Raw genomic sequence first — 20,876 nt, forward strand, 5'->3', positions numbered from 1 at the left:
ATTCAAGGCAGTCGTCCAATCAGTTCTGAAATTAACTCGTAATATGCATCAGAGTCAGCTTCGGTAACGTAGAAAGCATTTCGTTCGCGGTCGGTGATTTGCCAATAGTCGACGACTGTCATGCCAAGTGTAAGTTCGCTGCCTGTTTCGACTGTCACGTTTACTTGGCGTCCGCTGAAAATCTCGGGCCGTATCAAATAGGCAGGTACGGTCGGACCGTGTAAAGGTGCGCCTTCCCATCCATATTTGTTCAGATCGAAATCTTCGGAAAATGACAGCATGCCGGCAACGGTTCGGCCGGCCCTGTTTCCGAGTTTTGCGATGCGGTCCAGGCGTTCGGGCGTCGAGAGCAGCTTGTGAGTGACGTCGAGCGGCAACATCACCATTTGGATCCCGGATCGCAGCACAATGTCGGCTGCTTTTGGGTCAACATAGATATTGAACTCCGCGCTCGGCGTAATATTACCCACTTCGAAATAGGCCCCGGCCATCATCACGATCTCGGAAATCTTTTCGGCAATGTCTGGCGCCTTGATGAGGGCCATAGCGAGATTCGTGAGTGGTGATTCCGAAAAGATCGTAACGGAGCCGCCAGGCAATTGACGAAGTGTCCTGATGATGAAATCCACTCCGTGCTCCTCCTGCAGAGGAACAGTCGGTTCCGGAAGGTCCGATCCGTCCAATCCGGTGGGGCCATGTACGTGTTCGGCCGTAACCAGCTTTCGGTGAATCGGACGCGGGCACCCGGCAAAAACCGGGACATCCGTCCTGCCGGCGAGCTCAACCAGTTTCCGGGCATTTTTCTGAGTGAAGTCCAGGCTGATATTACCTGCGGAAGTGACTATCCCCAAAATCTCGAAATGCTCCGGCGCTGCGAGCGCCATTAATATGGCGACCGCCTGATCCTGTCCGGGATCTGTGATGATGATGACCTTGCGTGGCATTGCGTCAGATCCTGTAAGCTTTTTCTGCATTTCGCGAGAACAATGCCTGCCGTTCCTGCGGTGAGAGGCGTTGCGTCAGGTCCAGGAAGGCGAACCACACGGTGGCATAGGACGAATAGAGGCTGTCTACCGGAAAATTGCTGGCAAACATCGTTTTCCCGGTTCCGAATATTTCCAGAATATCGCCGACAATCGGCGCGATGCTGTCCGTCGTCCAATGATGATCGACCATTCCAAGTCCTGAAATCTTGATCCAGACATCGTCTAGCTCTGCAAGCTTGCGCAGTCCTGATCGCCAAAGCTGCAAACCCTCCGGCGTTCTGTCCACCGGCATGCCGCCATGGTTGATAATTAATCTTACCTCGGGGATGGCTTTTCTGAGTTCGATCGCATCATCAAACTGATGCGGATAAATTTGCAGATCAAAAGACAGATTGCGATCTGCAAGTGCCGCAAAACCGCTGCGCCAGGAAGAAGACTGCATAAGATCCCTTGGTGCACCGAAACTCAACACGTCATCGGAGTGCCAGTTAAGGATCTGACGTATGCCGCGAAGCCGGTCGGAAGCTTCCATATGGGCATCGAGTAACTCCGCAGCATTGTCATTTTCAAGGGACACATGGGCGATGATTGCGGACGGCAATCCCGCGGTTTCAGCCTGTCCTTCAAGCCAGACTGTTTCTCCCACGATGTCGTCAGGGTTCCATCCAGTCTCGATGTGAACTGTTTTCGTGACGGGCAAACCGGCGAAATCGCTTTTCAGATGCCTGGGCAGATAGGTATAACGGATCGGACCAATGTCTCCGCATACAAGCGTGGGAGGCGGCTCCTGCTGAAGCCAGGGGTAGCTGTTCTGTTCGAGATCCCAGAAATGATGGTGCGGATCGACGATCTCCAGGTCTTTCGGCCAGGACCTGTTCGGTTCTACCTGATCGGGCATCGCTCAATCCTTGTGACTTCTGATGTCGGTGAAACTGTATCCGAAAAGAGGCACTTCGAACCCCTGTAAGGCCGCTTCGTCGAACCTTACTCCGTGACCAGGTAAACCGTTCGGTGTCGCAATCCCTTTTTCAATCGTAACTGGCTTTTCGGCCACGCCGAGTTCAAACAGCGACCCTCCTGTGACATTCTCCAGCACCAGACCGTTGTCGACGGCGCAAAGGGCGTGCACGGATAACTCCGCAAAAAAGTGGGGTGCGACCGGCCGGTTCCAGGCAGCCGCCAGATCGGCGATCCTGAACCATGGCGTCAATCCGCCCACCCTGACAATGTCCGCCTGGATGATGTCCACGGCTTCAGCGGCGATATATGCTTTGAAACTCTCGATCTCATACAGGCTCTCGCCAACGGCGACAGGAATGATTGTCTTCTGACGGAGCGTCGCGTGACCTTCGATATCTTCGGGTGCCAGCGGTTCCTCGATCCATCGCACGTCGTATTTCTCGAAGGCGCGGCAGCGTCGCATCGCCTCGGCCAGATCCCAACCCTGATTGGCGTCGAGCACAAGCTGGGCATCGCTTCCGATCGCCTCTCTCGCCGCGGCGACCCTTGCGAGGTCATCGGAAAGACGGGGAAGGCCCACTTTTATCTTGAACCAACTGTAACCTTCGTCGTGCTTCTGCTTCTGGACGTTGTGAAGTTCTTCCGGAGACAAATGCAGGTCGATCCCACTCGAATAGGCTGGGATCCCCTGGCAGCCGCCTCCCGCTTCCAGATAGAGCGGGCGTCCTGAGGCAAGAGCGCGAACTTCCCACAAGGCCACGTCAATCGTGGCGAGGGCAAGCGTGGTGATGGCTCCCATTCCGGTCCGGTGAAGATGCTGATGGAAACTTTTCCAGGCTCCAACGACAAAACGAGCATCGCGTCCAATGAGTTCGGATCTGCAGTAGTCTGTGAGCAGTGCGCGAACGGCGGTTCCACCGACACCGACCGTATAGCTGAAGCCGCGTGCTAGTTGACCGTTGACTGTCAATTCGAGAAGAATGATCTCGATTGCCGGAACGCGGTGTGTCGCATCCTCCCATCGAACTCCAGGCGGCATTCGAAGCAATCTGACTTCAGCATTTTCGATGATCAGCGGCTGGTCATCGCGCAGTACAAGGGTAGGGATTGTCATTGCGCGACGTATCCTCCATCGACCATCAGCACATGTCCGTTGACGAAAGACGCGTCATCGCTGGCGAGATAGGCGATGGCCTTTGCGACTTCCTCCGGTTCGGCCCATCGATTCATCGGATGAGCCGCCTTCACGGCTGCCGCAGTGGCGGAAGGATCCGGCTGTGCATCAATGTAGCGATCGAGAAAGGGTGTAGCGATAGCACCGGGACCGACCGCATTGACGCGAATGTTCTGCGCCGCGTATTCGACGGCGAGTTGCTTTACCAATTGGACGATCGCACCCTTTGCTGCGCAATAGGCCGCCTGAGAGGCAAGCCCAACCATTCCTGATATCGAAGCCGTGGCGACGATTGCTCCCGATCCCTTTTCGAGCATTCCGGGAATGACCAGTCTGGAAAGCATGAACAGGGCTTTCGCATTGATCCCCATGACCCGGTCCCACTCCTCGTTCGAGGTCTCGAGAATTGGTTTGGGTACGATGAAGCCCGCATTGCTGATCAGGATGTCCGGGTTGCCGAAATGATCCACCGCTGCAGCAAAGAGTTTTTGAGTCCCCTCGGGATTCGACACGTCTGATACGACTCCCAACGCACCTGCCGCTGAAGATATTTCGACAACGGAAGGCTCGATATCTCCGACGACGACACGTCCACCTTCCTCGATCAGCATTTTCATCAGCACATTTCCGACGCCTGTCGCGCCACCCGTGAGCAATACCTTTCGACCGTCAAAACGCTTTGTCGCCATTATTCAATCCTTTCCGCTACTTCTCGAGCTAGTTGGCTGCACACATGTCGTGGATGTGCCGACGAAATGCCCTGTTATCGATGGACTTGATCACCGTTACGTTGGGTTCGTGTCCGGCAAGTCCGACCCAGTCGAGAAGGGTAACGCCGCGACTGTATTCGCCACCGAGTTCGACACACATGTACATGTCCGCCTGATCCAGGATCTCGTCCGGAAACAGAGGCACGGTAACTCCGATGATGTCAGAGTGTATCGCCCCATCGATGCCTTCCGTTCCCTGGGTATATGAGTAGAGAGTTTCGGTGATGCGGTGGAAAAACGAGCCGACAGGAGTTCCCATCCTGCCGATTTCCTCACGCTCGGCATGCGAACAGATCGCATCCTGCTTGGCTGTCTCCCACGGTGTTATGGTAAGCGGCACGCCGGCGCGCATGACGATGTCGGCGGCTTCCGGATCGACCCAGACGTTGTATTCGGCCCCCATGGTGATGTTACCAACGGCATGAAGAGTGGCGCCCATAAACCAAATGGACTTGATAAACGGTACGATCTCGGGCGCCTTTGTAAGAGCCAGCGCAATATTTGTGAGTGGAGCCAGCGCAATGATCTCCAGTTCGCCCGGCATCGCCCGGGCAGCCTCTATGATGGCATCGACAGCATGCTTGTCGGATGGTTTGGCCTTTGGAGGCGGAAAGTGCGCGTCACTGAAACCATCGGACCCGAAGACTTCCGGCACGGAACGGAATCGCCGCTGCAATGGCATTCTGCATCCGGGGTAAACGGGAACGTCGGTTCGTCCTACCAATTCAAGCGTATAGAGTGCGTTGCGGACCTGCTGATCGAAATCAATGTTGCCGCAATTTACGGTAATGCCGTGAACAGTTGAATCTTTGTGCTGCAGAACCATTATGATGGCGAGCGCATCGTCGGCGGCAACATCGGTATCGATGATGAAGTGTCGCATTGATAGTTCTCCCTTAGCGTGAGCGTCTGGTGGTGCGAAGGTGACCGCGCAATGCAACGAGTATGAGAGCCAAAAGGGTAACGGCATACGGTAGCATTTGCGGAAACTGTGCCGGAACATCAGCCTGTTGCAGCTTTATCCCTATGCCGTCGGTTATTCCGAAGGCGAATGCCGCGAGAACAAGCATCCAAGGCCTTTGACCGACAAGAATGACGATCGCCAGAGCCACGAAACCGCGACCCGCCGACATGCCGGCACTGAAGAGTGTCAAGGCGCCAAGAGCCAGTTGCGCACCGGCAATCCCGCAGAGCATTCCACAGACAATCTGGACTCCCAGGCGCATTCTATCGACGTTCAGTCCCGCGCTCCGTACGGCATCCTGGTTATCTCCGAGAGCACGAATGCGAAGGCCGAGCGGTGTTGAGTGAAGCACATAGCTCCACAGGACAACCACGGGTATCAGAAGCCAGGCGACATAGGTCTGGGAAGAAAAAGCCGATCCCAGAAACGGTATATTCGCAAGGGTGCCGAGCGGAAGTTTCGGTATACCCATCAGTTCAGGGCTGCTGAAGGAACCCCGCACCCCAAATATCATTCCAAGCAGTAGGACCGTCAGGGCTGCCAGCAGGAAATTGTAGGTAATGCCGACGAGAAAGACGTTACCCTTGAGACTTACGATAAGGATGCCGAATAGAAGCCCGAGGGCGGCGCCGACGATGACAGCACAAAGTATGCCAAGCCACGGCGAACCGAGAAAATAAGTAGCCGCAACAGCAACAAAGGCGCCGAACAGCATCTCTCCTTCCAGGGCAATGTTCAGATCGCCTGAAGCCAAGCTGATCTGTCCGCCGATTCCGGCATAGACGATGGGTATCGCATATGCCAGCGCAGCACTTGTAATGAAGACGATCAGATCCATCATCGGCCCTCCCTGTTTGCGCTGAACATGCGCATCGCAGGTAAGGACCCGGTGCCGGAAGACTTGAACCATCTCTGGCGCCAACCGCGCACCCACTGGAGCAATCCAAGTCGAACAGCGACTCCCAGAATAACAATGGCTATGACAACCTGTGCAAATTCGGACGGTATACCGACCTCCTGTTCGATGCCGTCGGCGGCGAGCAGCATCCAGGAGTAGGCAAGTGCCCAGAAGACCACTGCCGGTATTCGGTATCTTGCAATCATACCGATGAGGATGCCGTCGAAACCCAGGCCCAACGCCAGATTAGCGAAGTACCGATGCTGGGTTGCGCTGATCATAAATGCCCCTGCAAGTCCCGCCAGAAATCCGCTCGACGTCATGATCATCATCCCGAATTTTTTGACATCGATACCGGCGCTTCGTGCAACCGTCACACTTCGACCCATCAGCGCCCAATCCTGGCCGAGTTTGGAACGGTGAAAAATCCAGAAGAGAACAAGACTGACAGCAACGACAAAAAGCACGCCCCACGTAAGTTCGGTCCCGGAAATCATCGTAGGCATTCGCGCACTTGGCAGGATGCGATGCATGGCACCGTTGAAGCGGCTCTCGTCGCGGAAGGGATAGGTAGCCAGAAAGATTGCAAACAGAATGACGATGTAGTTCGAAAGCAGACTGCTGACGACCTCATCGACATTGAGATGAACGCGCAACCAGGCAATGACTGCAGCCACAACCGCCCCGGCTAGACCTCCACAGACAAGGACTAGCGTGATGTGAAAGGGCGACCAGAGCGGGCCGGCGTAATATCCAGCAATGGAGCCTGCAGCCGCACCGAGAATCAACTGGCTTTCCAGTCCGAGGTTGTAATATCCACCCTTGAAGCAAATTGAGGCTCCAAAGCCCACGATGATCAGCGGAAGACTGAGTGCGACTACACCGGCAATTTCGTAGGTCCCGTCTAGTGTTCCATGAAACGCCGCCAGGCCGGCCGCCACAGGACTGGCGCCCATGATCGAGAGCGTTATGGCGCCGATCACGGCAATGATACCGAAAGTGGCCAGAACTTCGACCAAACCTGCGGGAAGGCGAAAGGGCACCGGCTTAAAGGACGGCATGGGCTGCTCCCGTCATAAAGCCACTGGCGTCGCGTGGTGCCGCCGATTGCGGATCAAGTTCGCTTACGATACGACCATCGAACATGACGACGATCCGATCAGCCACAGAGAAGAGCTCATCCAGATCAGCTGAAAGGAACAATACGCCGGCGCCCTTGTCACGTGATCGCCAGATACGCTCGAATAGGGCACGGCTGGCGCCAATATCGATGCCGCGGGTCGGCTGCCCGAGAAGGATGCAGTCTGCATTGTCTGCGAGTTCTCGGGCGAATACGAGCTTCTGCTGGTTGCCGCCAGACATTGACCTGCAGAGCACGTCGGGATCGGCTGGCCGTACATCAAAATCCTGCATGAGATCAGCAATTCTTGCCTTGTCAGCTGCCGACATGGCAGGCCGCAACCAGTCGATCCAGTTCTGCGGCCGACGTGTCGAAAGAAAAGTCTCGGCGGCTGTCGAATCAAGTGCAATCGCATCCCGGTGTCGATCTTCGGGGACATAGGCCAGACCGAGAGCACGACGTTGACCGACATGGAGTCTGGTAACATCGTTGCCCCTAAAGAATACTTGGCCTGCCGACGGACTTGCTACTCCGGCAGCGATTTCCATAAGGTCGGATTGCCCATTTCCCTCGATAGCGGCGATTCCAACGATTTCCCCGCTTCTGATGTCGAGATCGAGGTCTTTCAAACCAGAGTTGCCAGGGCGGGTGGGGGATCGAACCGACTGTAGTCGCAGCACGGATTCCCGCACACGCGAGGCAGGGACAGGCCTGGGCTTCCCGTCGGAGGAAACCGAGGAGCCAACCATGAGATCTGCAAGCTGGTTCTGATCGGTTTGGCTTGTCGTCAGCGTCTCGACAGTTTTCCCGCGCCGCATCACGGTGACCCTGTCAGACAAGGCCATGACCTCCCGCAGCTTGTGCGAAATGAAGATAATGGTGATGCCGGATGAGCGCAGGTTGCGAAGTCTGGAAAACAGCGTTTCCACTTCTTCCGGAGACAAGACGGCGGTCGGCTCATCGAGAATGAGGATACGTGCACCGCGATGCAGAGCCTTGAGTATCTCCACACGCTGTTGGGCGCCGATTGCAAGTTCCCTCACCGGCGTGTCTGGCGGGACCTGAAGATCGAATCTATCAAAAAGTTCACGAACGAGAGCAGTTGCATCTCGAGTGTTCGATTTCAGGGGCGTACCGGGTTCATAGCCGAGTACAATGTTCTCTGCCGATGTGAGCGAGGGCGCCAGCATGAAGTGCTGATGCACCATTCCAATACCGAGCGCGATGGCGTCCCTTGCCGAGTGAAATATACGTTCTTTCCCGTCGATCAGAATGTGGCCGGAATCCGGCGGCTGCATTCCGTGCAGAATGCTCATGAGCGTAGATTTGCCCGCCCCGTTCTCACCGACTATGGCGTGGATTTCACCCGATCGGACATCAAGGGATACGTCCTCGTTTGCGACGACTGCGCCAAATCGCTTGGTAATTCCTTTGAGTTCGACACAAATTTCGGTGGAGTTCGGGGCGGAGGTCATCGTCTTAGGGTCTTTTTAAAGTGACACTCAGCGATCGGATTCGACCTTGATCTTACCTTCCGCTATGCCGGTTGCGAGTTCGTCAACCTGATTCTGGATATCTTTGGAAACGAGTTCATCATCGTAAACAACGACAAGTCCGCCTTCCGATACACCTTCCGATTCTGTAAAACCCTTTTCAAGCTTGCCGTCGAGCAGCGATTTCGTGACCCGATTGATTGTCTCGTCAACACGCTTCAGCATGCTTCCCGGGACATAACCGGGAGCCAGATTGGACTGATCGAAGCCCGCGCCTAGAGCGTAGCCCGACGCCCCTGATCTTACGCTGTCGAAGCCCCCTTCACCTGAAAGTCCGGCGTATTGATAGTTAATGTCGGAACCATCCTGGTTCAGGGACTGATTGATGACCTTACCCTTTGCCGGATCGACCCAGGACCCGACATATCCGCTTACAACCTTCGTGTCCGGATCGATGGCAGCCGCTCCCTGCTTGTACCCCGATTCGCAATCGCGAATGACGGGCGAGTCAACACCGCCGACAAATCCGATCGTCTTCTCGGGATTGATCATCGGTAGATCGGTAGTGGTTAACTGTGCAGCGAGGGCGCCAATCAGATAGCATCCTTCGGAATCCCGGTATCCTACAGAGCTGACGACAGGACTATCGAGTTTGGCGTCTATAAAAATGAAGTGGGCATCTTCATTGGCTTCCGCAGCCCGCATCATCGCATCGATGGCTTCAAATCCCAGCACAAACACCATGTCATTGTTGCGGCCCGCATCGGACAGCTGGCGGAAAAACTTGTCTGCCTGCAATCGGCCTTCATAGGTGTTGACCGTCGCTTCGTAGTTATCTTCGACAAGATCCTTTCCGCCGAGTGCAATATCAAAGAATGCGCGGTCACCGAAGGAATCGGCGACGAAGATGCCTACTTTCGGGCCCTCGGCATATGCGGAGTTTACCCCGGACAGAGAGGCAACGCCTAGAATAAGTGATGCAGTTAGGTTTCTGATGACGCGGTGCATGTTGATCTCCTGTGGTGCGAAGTAAGAAACAAGAATGACATCGATGTCATTCACGGTATTGACGAATGTTATCGATGTCAATAGTTAGGATGAGCATCCTCTGGAGTAGAATGCTATGGCGTCGAAACCACCTGTCAGCCTGAAGGATATTGCCGAAGCCGCAGGGGTTTCGACGATAACCGTTTCGCGCGCCTTGCGTGGACTTCCTCTGGTGACGCCGGATACGCGTAAACAGATAACCGACATTGCGCATCGTCTGGGCTATGTTCCGAACCAGGTGGCTAGCAGCTTACGTTCGCGGAAGACCGGACTCATCGCTGTTGTCATGCCCACAGTCGCAGGTTCAATATTTTCCGACACCGTAAACAGCATTTCGAACGAACTTGGCAAAGCCGGCTACCAGATCATCATAGGTGAATCTTCCTACGATATCGAACAGGAGCAGACCGTTCTCGAGGCGCTCGTGCAGCGCCGTCCGGATGGTGTCATCATCGCCGGTGTAAATCACACCCGAACGTCCCGTGAGCTTTTGTCCGCCATGAATGTTCCGGTAGTGGAAATCTGGGATATGACGGAGGACCCGGTCGATTCCCTGGTGGGTTTTTCCAACCGACATGCGGCCTACGAGTTTACACTGACGCTGATCGACAAGGGATACGGAAGATTTGCGATTGCCTCCGGACCGATGGAAAGACTGAATCGAGCTCAACAGCGCGCCGAAGGACATGGCGAAGCGTTGAAGTTCAAAGGGCTGCGCTCTTTCGGATCGATCGTCATCCCTCACTTCATGGGAATGCTCTCTAGCGGCGAGACCCTGCTAAAGTTCGTGAGGGACAATCCGGAACTCGATTGCCTCTTTTGTACCAACGAGCTGATCGCGATCGGTGCTACGGTGCAGTGTCGGCGAGCCGGCATCAAGATCCCGGATGACATGGCGATCGTTGGATTCGGTGATGTTGAAGCAGCATCAATCATTGATCCGCCATTGACGACTATTTGCATCCACGGGGCCGCAATGGGGCAGGAGGCTGCACGCATCATACGGGATCGGCTCGCCGGTAATACAGAAGAACGAAAGATCTTGGATGTAGGTTACGATATTGCCTGGCGCGGTACCGCATGACCGTTGAGGATGACCTCATCTATAGAATGCTCGAAGCGGCAAGATCGGCACATCGCAACGCGTATGTACCGTATTGCCGATTTCCGGTAAGCGCTTGCGTCAAGGGCGAGGGGGCAGGTCTCTATGTCGGCGTCAACATCGATAACAAAGTTCCCGGCCAGACAGTTTGCGCCGAGTCAGTCGCGCTCGGTTCAATGATTGCAGCGGGAGAATGTCGGCTCACCCAAGTATTGGTTCTTGGCGGACATCCGGGCACAACGCAGTATTGTATGCCGTGCGGTGGCTGTCGCCAACGGCTCTATGAGTTCGCCGACGATAAGACTTTGGTTCATTCATGCCTTCATGACGGCCGTGTAGCTTCCTATTCTTTGCTTGATCTGCTGCCTTCGTAATCAGAAACGTGCAATCATCTCGGCTCAACGCAGACGAATTGCTGATCAGTCCTAAAGATTCCGAAATATGTAAATCGGGCTAGACCAAGCCTGGTTTCCATCCTGCTCTGTAACGCGCAAGTAGAAAGCATGGCAGCCATCCTCCTTAATTTCGATGGTCTTTTCCTGTTCGAGTTCGTAGTGGGAGTTCTTGTCCGGTAATCGACAATGCTTAGTCAGTTGCCGATCCAGTCCACATAAAAGCCCAGCCGGCCAATTTTCTATCTGGCTATTACACAGATTTTTCTTTTTTCTTTATTATCTTGGGTTGAGGTGGAAGCTGTATGGAAATACGCCCTGTTGCACGAGAGATACAGCTGATAAACGAAGTTTGGCGTTCATCATCGGAAAGTACTCTGTCCCGGTGTATTGCTGCACCGCCAAGCAAGTCGATCCGGCATTCACCGCATATGCCTCCTTCACATGACGATGGTATGGAGTAGCCCGCGGAGCGGAGTACTTCTAGGGCGCTTTGGTCAGCTCCCACAGGTAACGTTTCGCCTGTGTCGGCGACTTCCATTTCAAACGGTTCTCCGCGCCTTTCGTTCGCGGCGAGTGCTGCAAACTGTTCAGTATGGATTTGTTGGCATGGTACGCCAACATCGTTGGCGGCGGACCGAAGCGCAGCAAGCATCGGCGCTGGTCCACAGATATACACATGACTGCGAGCACCCAAACCATTTAGAATTTTTTGAAAATCTGGCCGTTGGGCTGTTGGCTGATCCTCAGAATAAACATGAAGCCCATTGGCCGGACAAAGCGCTTCGAGAGTATCTAGAAAACCCAATTCAGTTCGGCTTCGAGCTCCATAATGTACTTCATACGATGCGCGTTCAGAGGAGAGTTTAAACAACATGGATAAGATCGGTGTCACGCCAATACCGCCAGCCAAAAACACGTGATGCTCTGCATCTGAACAAAGAGCAAAGGAGTTTGCCGGATAGCTGACAAATACTGTGTCTCCCGGGCGCAATGCGTGCATCGCGCGCGAGCCTCCGCGGCTCAGATCTTCTAAAAGTACCCCTAGACAGTAGTGAGATTGATCTTTTGGATCCCCACACAGGGAGTACTGCCGCCTGATGTTATCGGGCAGAGCCACAGTGATATGAGCACCAGGATCAAATGGCTGTAGAGTTTTGCGAAGCGCGTGTTCAAGAACAATTTTGCGAACGCGTGGTGTTTCAATGCAGGCCGAAACAACTCGAGCCTTCTGAAATAGTTTCATTGCCATGCGGATACCTAATCAACGGGTACGATGGAATCGCCCAGGTGAATACGACCAGAGTTTAATATTCGGCAGTTTAGTCCCGATCTGTTGATCAGGGGCTCAAAGACTTTACGATCCACTAGCCGCTCAAGGTACATGCAAGGGACATTCAGACGCCCACCGTACAGCTCTACATTGCCAACGCGAAATCGACGACCGACCAGATGATTCAAGGGAACATTTCGGGTAAGTAAGTTTCGTCGCGTTTCTTCAGGCAAGAGGGTAATTCCATGATCTCTTTTCAGAGCGTCTAAAGTCTCCTCCTCAATCAGCGTAACCTGACGATCAGCGTGAGGTTTCTCAGAGTAATAGCCTTGGGCGGTTGCATAGCGATCTCCCTGAAGCCCTACACCAGCTTCCATCATGACCTCTTGGAGACTTTCCATTTCCACCCCGCCCATTTCGGCAGTGAAGATACCCCTCAGTGATCCGCGCCAGAGCCCTGTTGCTCCCCCCTGTCCAGCAAGCATTTCGGAAAGTTGTCCAAGACGATCCTGTCCCCAAAAGATTTCGTCATCGATAACATAGCTCGGCGCGCCAAAGACACCGACCGAGACTGCTCTGTCCCTGTTGCGATCTAGTATATGTGACGCTTCTGAACTGTTTATCAGAGTATTGGTATTTTCGGCATCAAGTCCAACGGAACTGGCGACATCGATCAAAGTTTGTACAGCAGAGATATCTTCGTTCTCCACCCAGAGCGCATGCATTAATGCTTCTGCGAGCGGGCCAATGTCATGGCCCTCAGCATCAGCAATTGCAAGAAGCTGCAATGCCATCTCTTCATCAGGCGGATTTTGTTGGAGTTTAGCGTTGACTGGGATGTTAAGTCTCGTTGTCCAGCGGTTTAACTCAGTCGCGTGATAGGATCGGCGGGTTGACAAGAGCTGTGTCAAACTGATCCCTTCCGACGAGCCAATCAAATCGGTCATTCTCACCGGACGATAGTGGATTCTTACTCCGTTCTGCGCTGCTAGATCCAAGAACCGTCTATGACCGAGGAATGCCCAGACGCATGAAACGAAAAAGAAGTAATCGATTGTCCTAGTTTGCATTTCATACCTCACGGGCTGTGTATGCAGCCAACTTGCGGAAAAAGTCTTTCAAGATGGCGTCGCGTTCGACTTGGTAAACATATCGCAGGAGGTGGCGGGAACGATCGAAACTCCAGGACGGAACTTCGGTAAGAACTGGGGTCGGGGCGAGAACGGATGGACAAAACGACGGATCAATGAGCCATGCAACTGCTGCCATGTCCCAGATCTCCTTTGACCAGCCATCGTGATCTTGTGAGTAATTCTTATATCTCTCGGCGAGAAAACTGCCGATTTCGCCACATGGCTCAACATGTTTTTCAATCTCAGGAACGGTACTTATTAAGTGAGATACAACGCCTCTGCAGGGCAAGAGAACCATTGGTGCGCCGCTGTCCAAAACAACTTGTGCGGCGCCAACATCCTGCCTCAGGTTAAATTCACGGTTGTCTGGCCATTCAAAGGAATGTCCACCAAGCCAGATTACAACAACTCGATCGATGATCTCAGGTGCGACTAGAAGCGCGGATGCAACATTTGTAATGGCTCCGATGGCAACGATGTAGAGCGGAGCTTCAGGACTGGCAGTCTTTGCGCGCTCTACCATATCGGTAACGGCGTTTGAAGGTACGATCTCTTTCTCGCGCTCCATGAACCGGTTCGCGCCTCGATGGACTAAGCCATCGGGCGTGCGGTCCATCCGTTCCAACAGACGTAGGATTTCATCATAGCTTAGTTCCATTCCATGCCCAGCATTTTCAGACCTTGCATTGTGAAATGGCGCTGCGTAGATCGCTTCAAGTTCAATCCGATCTGGCGAAAGAAGCAATTGGACGATTGCGAACTGGTCATCAATCTCATTATAAGTGTCAGTATCGAGCACTGCTCGAACCTTTCCCGTAGGAGGCGCGAGGAGACCAACCCGTTCAGCAGTATCCAAATGTATCATTGAGTTTTCCTTGGTGAGATATAGCTGGGTTGCAGAACGATGCGTGCTTGACCAGCTGTCGTCGGGGGGTGTCAATCAGTCCACATTCGAGCGGGGAGCGCGTACTTGTTCAACGAACTTTTGATCAAGTGCTGCAATACTCTAACTCGTAAACCAGAGAGGCTTTGGATAGCATTTGCCGGACTTTCTGTTGATCGACGATGTACGAAATGTGGTCGCCGCTGTTGATAAGAGCGGCAGGTTTATTGACACATTGAATGGAGCGCACACACCGGCAGTGGGCGGACGGCGCCATGTTTTTGTGACTCTTTGGAGATGTGTCGCCAGGATTGCTATCCAGCCGCCAAAACGATCTTTAGCGATCTCTCGCACCATTATCATTGTTGACAACCTCTTGCCGTCATTACCAGAAAGTAACATGAGCAACTTAAATCTGCACACGGTTGCACAATATGATAAATCTCTCTCAAGTCAAGTTGGTTGGACATAATGGGAAAAACAAAACTGGAATTTGTTCGCTCGCGCGACGTCGCCCAACTTGCTGGTGTCAGCAGATCGGCCGTGTCACGAACCTACACTCCTGGCGCCTATGTGTCCGATGCGACTCGCAAGAAGGTGCTGGCGGCGGCTGAGATGCTTGGTTACGCCCCAAATGCAATGGCGCGGAGCTTAAAAACCAAGCGGACCGGTATTATCGGGATCGTATCGAGTGATCTACACAATCCATTCCAGGCTGAATTGTTAGAGCGTCTGACCACAGCGTTACAGAATGAGGGGTTTGCCCCACTTCTGCTATTTGCTGACGACGCAGATTCTGATCAGCAATTGGAGCAGATGATATCTTACCAAGTAGAAGCTCTTGCTGTGACAAGTGCTACTGTGTCGTCACGGATGGCTGCGAGGTTTCTCGGTTCCAACAAGCCCATTGTGGCAATAAACAGATTCTTGGCACAGGGTGAGATAACATCCATTACGAGCGATAATGCTGGAAGCGCTGCAAAAATTGTCGATCATCTAGTGGAAATCGGGTGTCGTAAAATAGCATTTGTTTCTGGAGATCCAATTGCGTCCAGCAGCCAAGAACGTGAAGATGGCTTCCTTCGGCGAATGGCCCATTACAATCTTGTGCCTTTCTCAATCACAGGCGGTAACTATACCTACGAAGGTGGTGTCGAGGCAGGACGCCGCATCCTTGAGGGAGATGCCATACCTGATGCGATTGCTTGCGCGAACGACTTGATGTCCTTTGGAGTAATTGACATTGGACGTGACGCCTTTGGCATCGATGTGCCAAAGGACGTGAAGGTAACCGGATTTGATAATTCACTCATTGCGGATTGGCAGTCTTACGCCCTCACGTCCATAGATCCAGATGTCGAGAGGATGGTCCAACTGGGTCTTAAAAACATCATGTCTGGTATCACGGGCCAACCGCAATCTCCGCCGTCCCACCTCAAAGTTCCCGGTCAACTGGTAGTTCGCGCCTCTACGATCCGATAGTTGCTGGATACCTCCTTATCCGTTCCTAGTTGACAGGCGTCTCCCTTGTGTGCACACATGTGCAGAAACGGGGTGCCAGTTCTGATTTTGGAACGAGACGGGAAGTCCATGAATCACAGTCATTCCTCAATGCCACCTCCGGCAACACCGCGATCGTTGGACGTATTGGCGAACGCTATGGCGGCGAGTGCGGGAGTTGTTTTGGCCTTTATGGCCCTGCACATCGTGGCTGACGTCGGCATGAAGTATGTGTTCCACGCACCGATAGTCGGTACGCTCGAAGTAGTCTCTCACTACTACATGATCTTTGTGACATTCATGCCGTTGGCAATGATCGAGTGGAAACGCGAGTCGATAGTAGTCGACGTATTTTACAAAACATTTCCTCGATGGCTTCGAATGGCGTCTACCGCAATTACATTCGCTCTTGTCATCGGTGTCTATTGTGCATTGACCTACAGCAGTCTTCTTGCAGCTCTTCATGCTACGGAAATCGGTGAAATTGCTATGGGTTCAGCAATGACCGTTATCTGGCCGTCTCGATGGGCACTGCCTATCGGTTTTTCCTGCGCCTGCATCGTCATGATTTGGTATCTAATTGTATTTCTTACCAGAAATGAAGAATGGGAGTCGCTATTTGACGAGCGCGCCGGTTCTGGCGAATTTCCGGGGGCATAGATTATGGATCGTCTCGATATAGGTCTGATTTCCATTGTCGCCTGTATGGCATTGATGGCCATTCGCGTTCCGATAGGTGTCGCGCTCATTTCAATGTCGTTCATTGGAATCGCTTGGGTCATAAATTTGAACGCCGCATGGGGCATTCTAAGCTCCATCCCCTATTCGTTCATTGCTACTTGGGAACTGAGCGCAATCCCGATGTTTCTGCTCATGGGGTATGTGGCGGCTTGGAGCGGGATGACCAAAGGCCTATTTACCGCAATGCGTTTGCTATTTAACTGGATCCCAGGCAATCTTGCTGTGGCATCTGTTGGAGCGGCCGCCCTGTTCTCTGCGGCATCTGGTTCATCACCCGCCACCTCGGCCGCTCTCGCACGCATAGCCGTTCCCGAAATGTTGAAGTCAAAGTACGACCCCGCACTGGCAACCGGGACCATTGCGGCAGCAGGTACGCTCGGCTCATTGATCCCGCCATCAATAATCATGATTATTTATGGTGTCTTCACAAATACCGAGATTGGACCCCTATTCGTTGCCGGCTTTTTGCCGGGTTTGCTAACTGCGGTGTGCTTCAGCGCAATGATTATCATTCGTGTGAAGGCTAAACCCGCGCTCGCGCCCTCTTCTAAATTGACTCTGGCACCTGAGGAGCGGGCTGCGGCCTATCGTGATCTCTGGCCATTGCCAACTTTGATAATCGGTGTGCTGGGCGGGATAATGACAGGTGTTTTCAGCCCCACTGAGGCCGGAGCCGTTGGCGCATTGCTGGCAGTTCTGATAGCCGCTACCCGCCGCAGCCTCAGCGCGACCGTTTTATGGCAGTCGTTGCGCGATGCTGCCATCTCGACTGCGGTGATCTTCTTCATCGCTATTGGAGCAGCAATGTTCCAGAGGTTGATGGGAATAAGTCAGATCCCTGCCTTCTTCTCAGGTCTTATTCTTGATTTTAGTGATAACAAGTACATTGTTATCTTACTAATTTCCCTGATTTATTTGGTTCTTGGCTGCTTTCTTGAGCCAATTGGCATTATGCTTCTGACGCTGCCGATCGTATTACCGTTGCTGATTGACTTGGAAATTGATCTGATCTGGTTCGGTATTCTCAGCGTCAAATTGCTTGAGATTGGCTTGGTTACACCCCCCTTGGGATTGAATGTCTACGTCGTCAATACGTCGTTAGGTGGCCGTGTGCCTCTCACCACGATTTTCCGAGGTGTGACGTGGTTCGTAGTTACCGATCTGTTTGTTCTGCTGATGCTTGTTTCCTTCCCGCAGATATCACTTTGGCTGCCTGGCATCACGGCCAAATAAATTTTTCCAATCAACCAGGAGAAGACAATGAAGATGAAGCACAATACATTTGCTGCCGTACTGTTGAGTGGACTCTCGTTTATGACCGGATCTGCTCAAGCAGAAAACTATAGCTACTCGGTGTATCTGACGCCAACAGAACCGCTACCGGCGTCAGGCTACATACCGTGGGCAGAAGCAATTACCGAACGCACGAACGGCGATGTAACAATCGAGATCTACTTTGCCGGATCGCTTCTGCCTGCACGCGATAATCTCACCGGTACGCGTGATGGCGTTGCAGACATCGCCATGCATCCAATCAGTTATACGCCCTCAGAATTGCCTATCTGGAACATCATCCCAGATATTTCATTCAAATTTCCCGACCCGTTTGTAACCGCGTTTGCGAGTACAGAATACGGCTTATTAGACAAGGAGGGAAACAGCGAGTTTCGTGATGCAGGCGTGGTGTATTTGGGCGGATATTCAACGCCAAGCTACCAGCTAATATGTCGCGATCTTGATATTTCGAGTGTTGCAGATCTGAAGGGCAAGCGAGTGCGAACGCCAGGCGGGCCGTGGTCGCGGTTTGTACGCTCTATCGGTATGGTGGATGTCAACATTCCGTCACCCGAAACGTACACTGCCTTTGAGCGGGGCGCAGTGGAGTGCACGACGGCTGATTTAAGCCACTTCATAGCCGGTAACAAGCTGATGCGTGTTGCCAAAGCCGCTAACAACATGAAATTGGGACCATATTTTGCAGGCGCGTCCTGGGTTATCAACCCTCAATCGTGGAACGGCATCAGCCCTGAACACAAAGAAATAATTTTCGAAGAAAGTGCCAAAGCACTTGCGTCTGCGATCGCCGGGTATGTTCGATTGAGCGAAGAATCCATTGCAGCCGCGAAAGCCGAAGGCATAGCATTCGTCGATCCCTCCGAGGATCTCTCGGCCGCGCTAAATTCCTTCAACGCAGAACTTGGCGCCGAAATGGTCAAAGCAGGCGAAGAGGCTGGCGTTATGAACATTGAGCAGGAGGTAGCTGATATCACGGGTTTGATGGAGAAGTGGACCAAATTGCTGGATGGAGTCGATCGTACGGACACGGATGCCTTGTCCAAACTTGTATGGGATGAGATCTATTCCAAACTCGATCCTGAGACCTATGGCCAGTAGTTCGATTAGCTTTGGGCTGTTTTAGTCAAACGCAAGCCTAACCAGATCACAGCCAACAATACAACGCGTGCCGGAGTAAAATACTCCGGCACGCGAGAGTGTGGCTTGGTGATTTCTCTGCATGCATCGCAGGTTTTATCCTAGAGCCTTCGACACTTCCGCGCTGATGAAATCAATGAAAAGGATGAAAGAATCAAGAGATGACTTATGTACCCGCTGATAACCGCTATTCGAAAATGAAGTACCGCCGCTGTGGGGTTTCGGGGTTAAAGATACCGGCAGTTTCGCTGGGACTCTGGCATAATTTCGGGCACGACTATCCACATCAGACTAAGCGCGAGATCTGTCGCACTGCTTTCGATCACGGTATTACTCATTTCGACCTCGCTAACAATTATGGGCCACCTCCTGGCTCGGCAGAGGAGGCGTTCGGTGAAATTTTGAAAACGGATTTCTCTGGATATCGCGACGAGTTGATAATTGCATCTAAGGCTGGATACGATATGTGGCCTGGTCCGTACGGGGAGTGGGGATCGCGCAAGTATCTCATTGCTTCCTGCGATCAATCATTAAAGCGAATGGGCTTAGACTACGTCGACATCTTCTATTCCCACCGCTTTGATCCTGACACTCCGCTTGAGGAAACAATGGGTGCGCTAGATACAATTGTGCGGTCAGGCAAAGCGCTCTACGCCGGAATCTCGTCCTACAATTCCGAACGCACACGCGAGGCTGTGGCGATACTGAAAGATCTCGGTACGCCCTGTTTGATTCACCAACCCAGCTACAACATGCTGAACCGTTGGGTAGAAAGGGATGGACTGAAAGATACGCTAACTGAACTCGGTATAGGTTCCATAGCATTCACACCCTTGGCGCAGGGTATCCTTACCAACAAATATTTGGGTGGCATTCCCGACGGCAGCCGTGCGACACAGGGCAAGGGGCTGAAGGATGGCATGATTAATCAGAAAGTCATTGAGAGTATCCGGACACTTAACGCAATTGCAGAGGAACGCGGGCAGACGCTTGCCCAAATGGCGCTCGCTTGGGTCCTGCGTGATGGGGGCATCACTTCAGCTCTAATTGGAGCCAGCAAGCCTTCTCAAGTTATCGACTGTGTCGGTGCTGTAGGCAATCTGGAGTTTAGCTCGGAGGAACTTGCCAAGATTGACGCCGTAGCACAGGATGAAAATATAAATCTCTGGGCTGCGTCGAGCGAAAAGGTGTAGATATTAGATGCGGTGGTTGCCGCCCTCTCAAGACGGCATTGTGATCTTTCAATGTTGTACCACTGAAAGCAACGCACCGGAGAGGACGGCCCACTGTAACGAAGCAAATAAACAGCCCGGCTATAATGGAATTGAGCATGCCTCGTCGTCGCGCTCTAGAAACGATTGGATTGCGGAAATGTAAGGCTGCGGCGTCTCGAGGCATCCCATATGTGACGCGTCCGGCATGATCACCAATTCAGAATCTGGCATGGTGTCAACGGCGGAGCAAAAGTCGGCCATTGCCAATTATCTCTGGCCAATCCTCGTGGCAATGTCACTGTCAAGTCCTTAACAGACGCTTGGGTTTCTGTATCTGTAGGCAGTGCAGGTATGGAACCTGCAATATTATCTAGCAGGTGCTGAAAGGGAAGATGTCATGCTGAAAGTTACTTCTGCCCAGCTTGTTGAAGAAGCGCGCCGCGAGATTGAAGAGATATCGACAGATGACGCGGTGAAGTGGTTGGACGACGACAAAGTTCAGTTCATAGATATTCGCGATGTGCGTGAGCGACAGAGATCTGGATACATTCCGGGCAGTTTTCATGCCCCGCGCGGAATGGTCGAGTTTTGGGTCGATCCTGAAAGCCCCTATGCAAAGGATATCTTCCAGGAAGACAGAAAGTTCGTCTTCTACTGTGCCTCCGGATGGCGTTCCGCCCTGACTGTCAGCACGTTGACCAAAATGGGGTTTGATGCGGCGCATTTGAAAGATGGCTTTTCCGCCTGGAAAGATTCTGGTGCGCCGGTTGAAGAGGAATCTGGACGCTGAACG

At 52.9% G+C, this 20,876-nt stretch carries 21 protein-coding genes; 9 read left to right on the plus strand and 12 right to left on the minus strand.

The window, feature by feature from the left end; all coding sequences use genetic code 11:
- Window positions 1–2: 2 nt before the first annotated feature.
- From AAFN47_RS11160 to AAFN47_RS11200, 9 genes are read right to left on the minus strand one after another with little or no spacing between them, the layout of a single operon-like run.
- Entirely contained in the window at window positions 3–944 is a 942-nt protein-coding gene (locus AAFN47_RS11160) for a nucleoside hydrolase (RefSeq protein WP_499809306.1), read from the minus strand.
- Window positions 945–948: 4 nt separating this feature from the next.
- Complete coding sequence (locus AAFN47_RS11165) at window positions 949–1,884, minus strand: amidohydrolase family protein (RefSeq protein WP_499809307.1); 936 nt, start codon at window positions 1,882–1,884, stop codon at window positions 949–951.
- Window positions 1,885–1,887: 3 nt separating this feature from the next.
- Entirely contained in the window at window positions 1,888–3,060 is a 1,173-nt protein-coding gene (locus AAFN47_RS11170) for a mandelate racemase/muconate lactonizing enzyme family protein (protein ID WP_499809308.1), read from the minus strand.
- Entirely contained in the window at window positions 3,057–3,809 is a 753-nt protein-coding gene (locus tag AAFN47_RS11175) for an SDR family NAD(P)-dependent oxidoreductase (protein WP_499809309.1), read from the minus strand. The genes AAFN47_RS11170 and AAFN47_RS11175 overlap by 4 nt, the downstream gene beginning before the upstream one ends.
- A 28-nt stretch (window positions 3,810–3,837) precedes the next feature.
- The gene (locus AAFN47_RS11180) at window positions 3,838–4,773 is read right to left on the minus strand and encodes a nucleoside hydrolase (RefSeq protein WP_499809310.1); all 936 of its coding nucleotides are present in this window, start codon (window positions 4,771–4,773) and stop codon (window positions 3,838–3,840) included.
- 13 nt (window positions 4,774–4,786) lie between these two features.
- Window positions 4,787–5,692 (minus strand): ABC transporter permease, encoded by a 906-nt coding sequence (locus tag AAFN47_RS11185; RefSeq protein ID WP_499809311.1) that lies wholly within the window; start codon window positions 5,690–5,692, stop codon window positions 4,787–4,789.
- Window positions 5,692–6,813 (minus strand): ABC transporter permease, encoded by a 1,122-nt coding sequence (locus tag AAFN47_RS11190; RefSeq protein ID WP_499809312.1) that lies wholly within the window; start codon window positions 6,811–6,813, stop codon window positions 5,692–5,694. The genes AAFN47_RS11185 and AAFN47_RS11190 overlap by 1 nt, the downstream gene beginning before the upstream one ends.
- A complete protein-coding gene (locus AAFN47_RS11195) occupies window positions 6,800–8,347 on the minus strand; it encodes an ABC transporter ATP-binding protein (protein WP_499809313.1) in 1,548 nt (515 codons plus the stop codon). Before AAFN47_RS11195 ends, AAFN47_RS11190 begins: the two co-directional genes overlap by 14 nt.
- A gap of 27 nt (window positions 8,348–8,374) precedes the next feature.
- Complete coding sequence (locus AAFN47_RS11200) at window positions 8,375–9,427, minus strand: BMP family lipoprotein (protein ID WP_499809314.1); 1,053 nt, start codon at window positions 9,425–9,427, stop codon at window positions 8,375–8,377.
- Window positions 9,428–9,488: 61 nt separating this feature from the next.
- Here AAFN47_RS11200 and AAFN47_RS11205 point away from each other — a divergent pair, with 61 nt between their 5' ends.
- Together AAFN47_RS11205 and AAFN47_RS11210 are read left to right on the plus strand one after the other, a co-directional pair.
- On the plus strand, window positions 9,489–10,496 hold the full coding sequence (locus AAFN47_RS11205) for a LacI family DNA-binding transcriptional regulator (RefSeq protein WP_499809315.1): 1,008 nt from the start codon (window positions 9,489–9,491) through the stop codon (window positions 10,494–10,496).
- A complete protein-coding gene (locus AAFN47_RS11210; protein ID WP_499809316.1) occupies window positions 10,493–10,888 on the plus strand; it encodes a cytidine deaminase in 396 nt (131 codons plus the stop codon). Before AAFN47_RS11205 ends, AAFN47_RS11210 begins: the two co-directional genes overlap by 4 nt.
- A 271-nt stretch (window positions 10,889–11,159) precedes the next feature.
- Here the strand turns inward: AAFN47_RS11210 and AAFN47_RS11215 are convergent, their stop codons facing one another.
- From AAFN47_RS11215 to AAFN47_RS11225, 3 genes are read right to left on the minus strand one after another with little or no spacing between them, the layout of a single operon-like run.
- Complete coding sequence (locus tag AAFN47_RS11215) at window positions 11,160–12,158, minus strand: PDR/VanB family oxidoreductase (protein ID WP_499809317.1); 999 nt, start codon at window positions 12,156–12,158, stop codon at window positions 11,160–11,162.
- Window positions 12,159–12,166: 8 nt separating this feature from the next.
- Window positions 12,167–13,249, minus strand: a complete 1,083-nt coding sequence (locus tag AAFN47_RS11220; RefSeq protein WP_499809318.1) for a DsbA family protein — start codon at window positions 13,247–13,249, stop codon at window positions 12,167–12,169.
- Between the two features lies 1 nt (window position 13,250).
- The gene (locus AAFN47_RS11225; protein ID WP_499809319.1) at window positions 13,251–14,111 is read right to left on the minus strand and encodes a nucleoside hydrolase; all 861 of its coding nucleotides are present in this window, start codon (window positions 14,109–14,111) and stop codon (window positions 13,251–13,253) included.
- A gap of 256 nt (window positions 14,112–14,367) precedes the next feature.
- Here AAFN47_RS11225 and AAFN47_RS11230 point away from each other — a divergent pair, with 256 nt between their 5' ends.
- The 7 genes from AAFN47_RS11230 to AAFN47_RS11260 all read left to right on the plus strand — a co-directional run bounded on the left by AAFN47_RS11230 (window position 14,368) and on the right by AAFN47_RS11260 (window position 20,873).
- A complete protein-coding gene (locus AAFN47_RS11230) occupies window positions 14,368–14,667 on the plus strand; it encodes a hypothetical protein (protein WP_499809320.1) in 300 nt (99 codons plus the stop codon).
- Window positions 14,667–15,677, plus strand: coding sequence for a LacI family DNA-binding transcriptional regulator (locus AAFN47_RS11235; RefSeq protein ID WP_499809321.1), 1,011 nt, complete (start codon window positions 14,667–14,669; stop codon window positions 15,675–15,677). Before AAFN47_RS11230 ends, AAFN47_RS11235 begins: the two co-directional genes overlap by 1 nt.
- A 177-nt stretch (window positions 15,678–15,854) precedes the next feature.
- Window positions 15,855–16,355 (plus strand): TRAP transporter small permease, encoded by a 501-nt coding sequence (locus AAFN47_RS11240; RefSeq protein ID WP_499809322.1) that lies wholly within the window; start codon window positions 15,855–15,857, stop codon window positions 16,353–16,355.
- A gap of 3 nt (window positions 16,356–16,358) precedes the next feature.
- Window positions 16,359–17,669 carry a TRAP transporter large permease gene (locus tag AAFN47_RS11245; RefSeq protein ID WP_499809323.1) on the plus strand — a complete coding sequence of 437 codons (1,311 nt, stop codon included), beginning with the start codon at window positions 16,359–16,361 and terminating at the stop codon, window positions 17,667–17,669.
- A 27-nt stretch (window positions 17,670–17,696) separates the two neighbouring features.
- A complete protein-coding gene (locus AAFN47_RS11250; protein WP_499809324.1) occupies window positions 17,697–18,830 on the plus strand; it encodes a C4-dicarboxylate TRAP transporter substrate-binding protein in 1,134 nt (377 codons plus the stop codon).
- 200 nt (window positions 18,831–19,030) lie between these two features.
- The gene (gene mgrA, locus AAFN47_RS11255) at window positions 19,031–20,062 is read left to right on the plus strand and encodes an L-glyceraldehyde 3-phosphate reductase (RefSeq protein ID WP_499809325.1); all 1,032 of its coding nucleotides are present in this window, start codon (window positions 19,031–19,033) and stop codon (window positions 20,060–20,062) included.
- 418 nt (window positions 20,063–20,480) lie between these two features.
- A complete protein-coding gene (locus AAFN47_RS11260) occupies window positions 20,481–20,873 on the plus strand; it encodes a rhodanese-like domain-containing protein (RefSeq protein WP_499809326.1) in 393 nt (130 codons plus the stop codon).
- Window positions 20,874–20,876 lie beyond the last annotated feature (3 nt).

This window comes from Hoeflea sp. CAU 1731 (assembly GCF_039888615.1).
Taxonomy (GTDB): domain Bacteria; phylum Pseudomonadota; class Alphaproteobacteria; order Rhizobiales; family Rhizobiaceae; genus Flavimaribacter.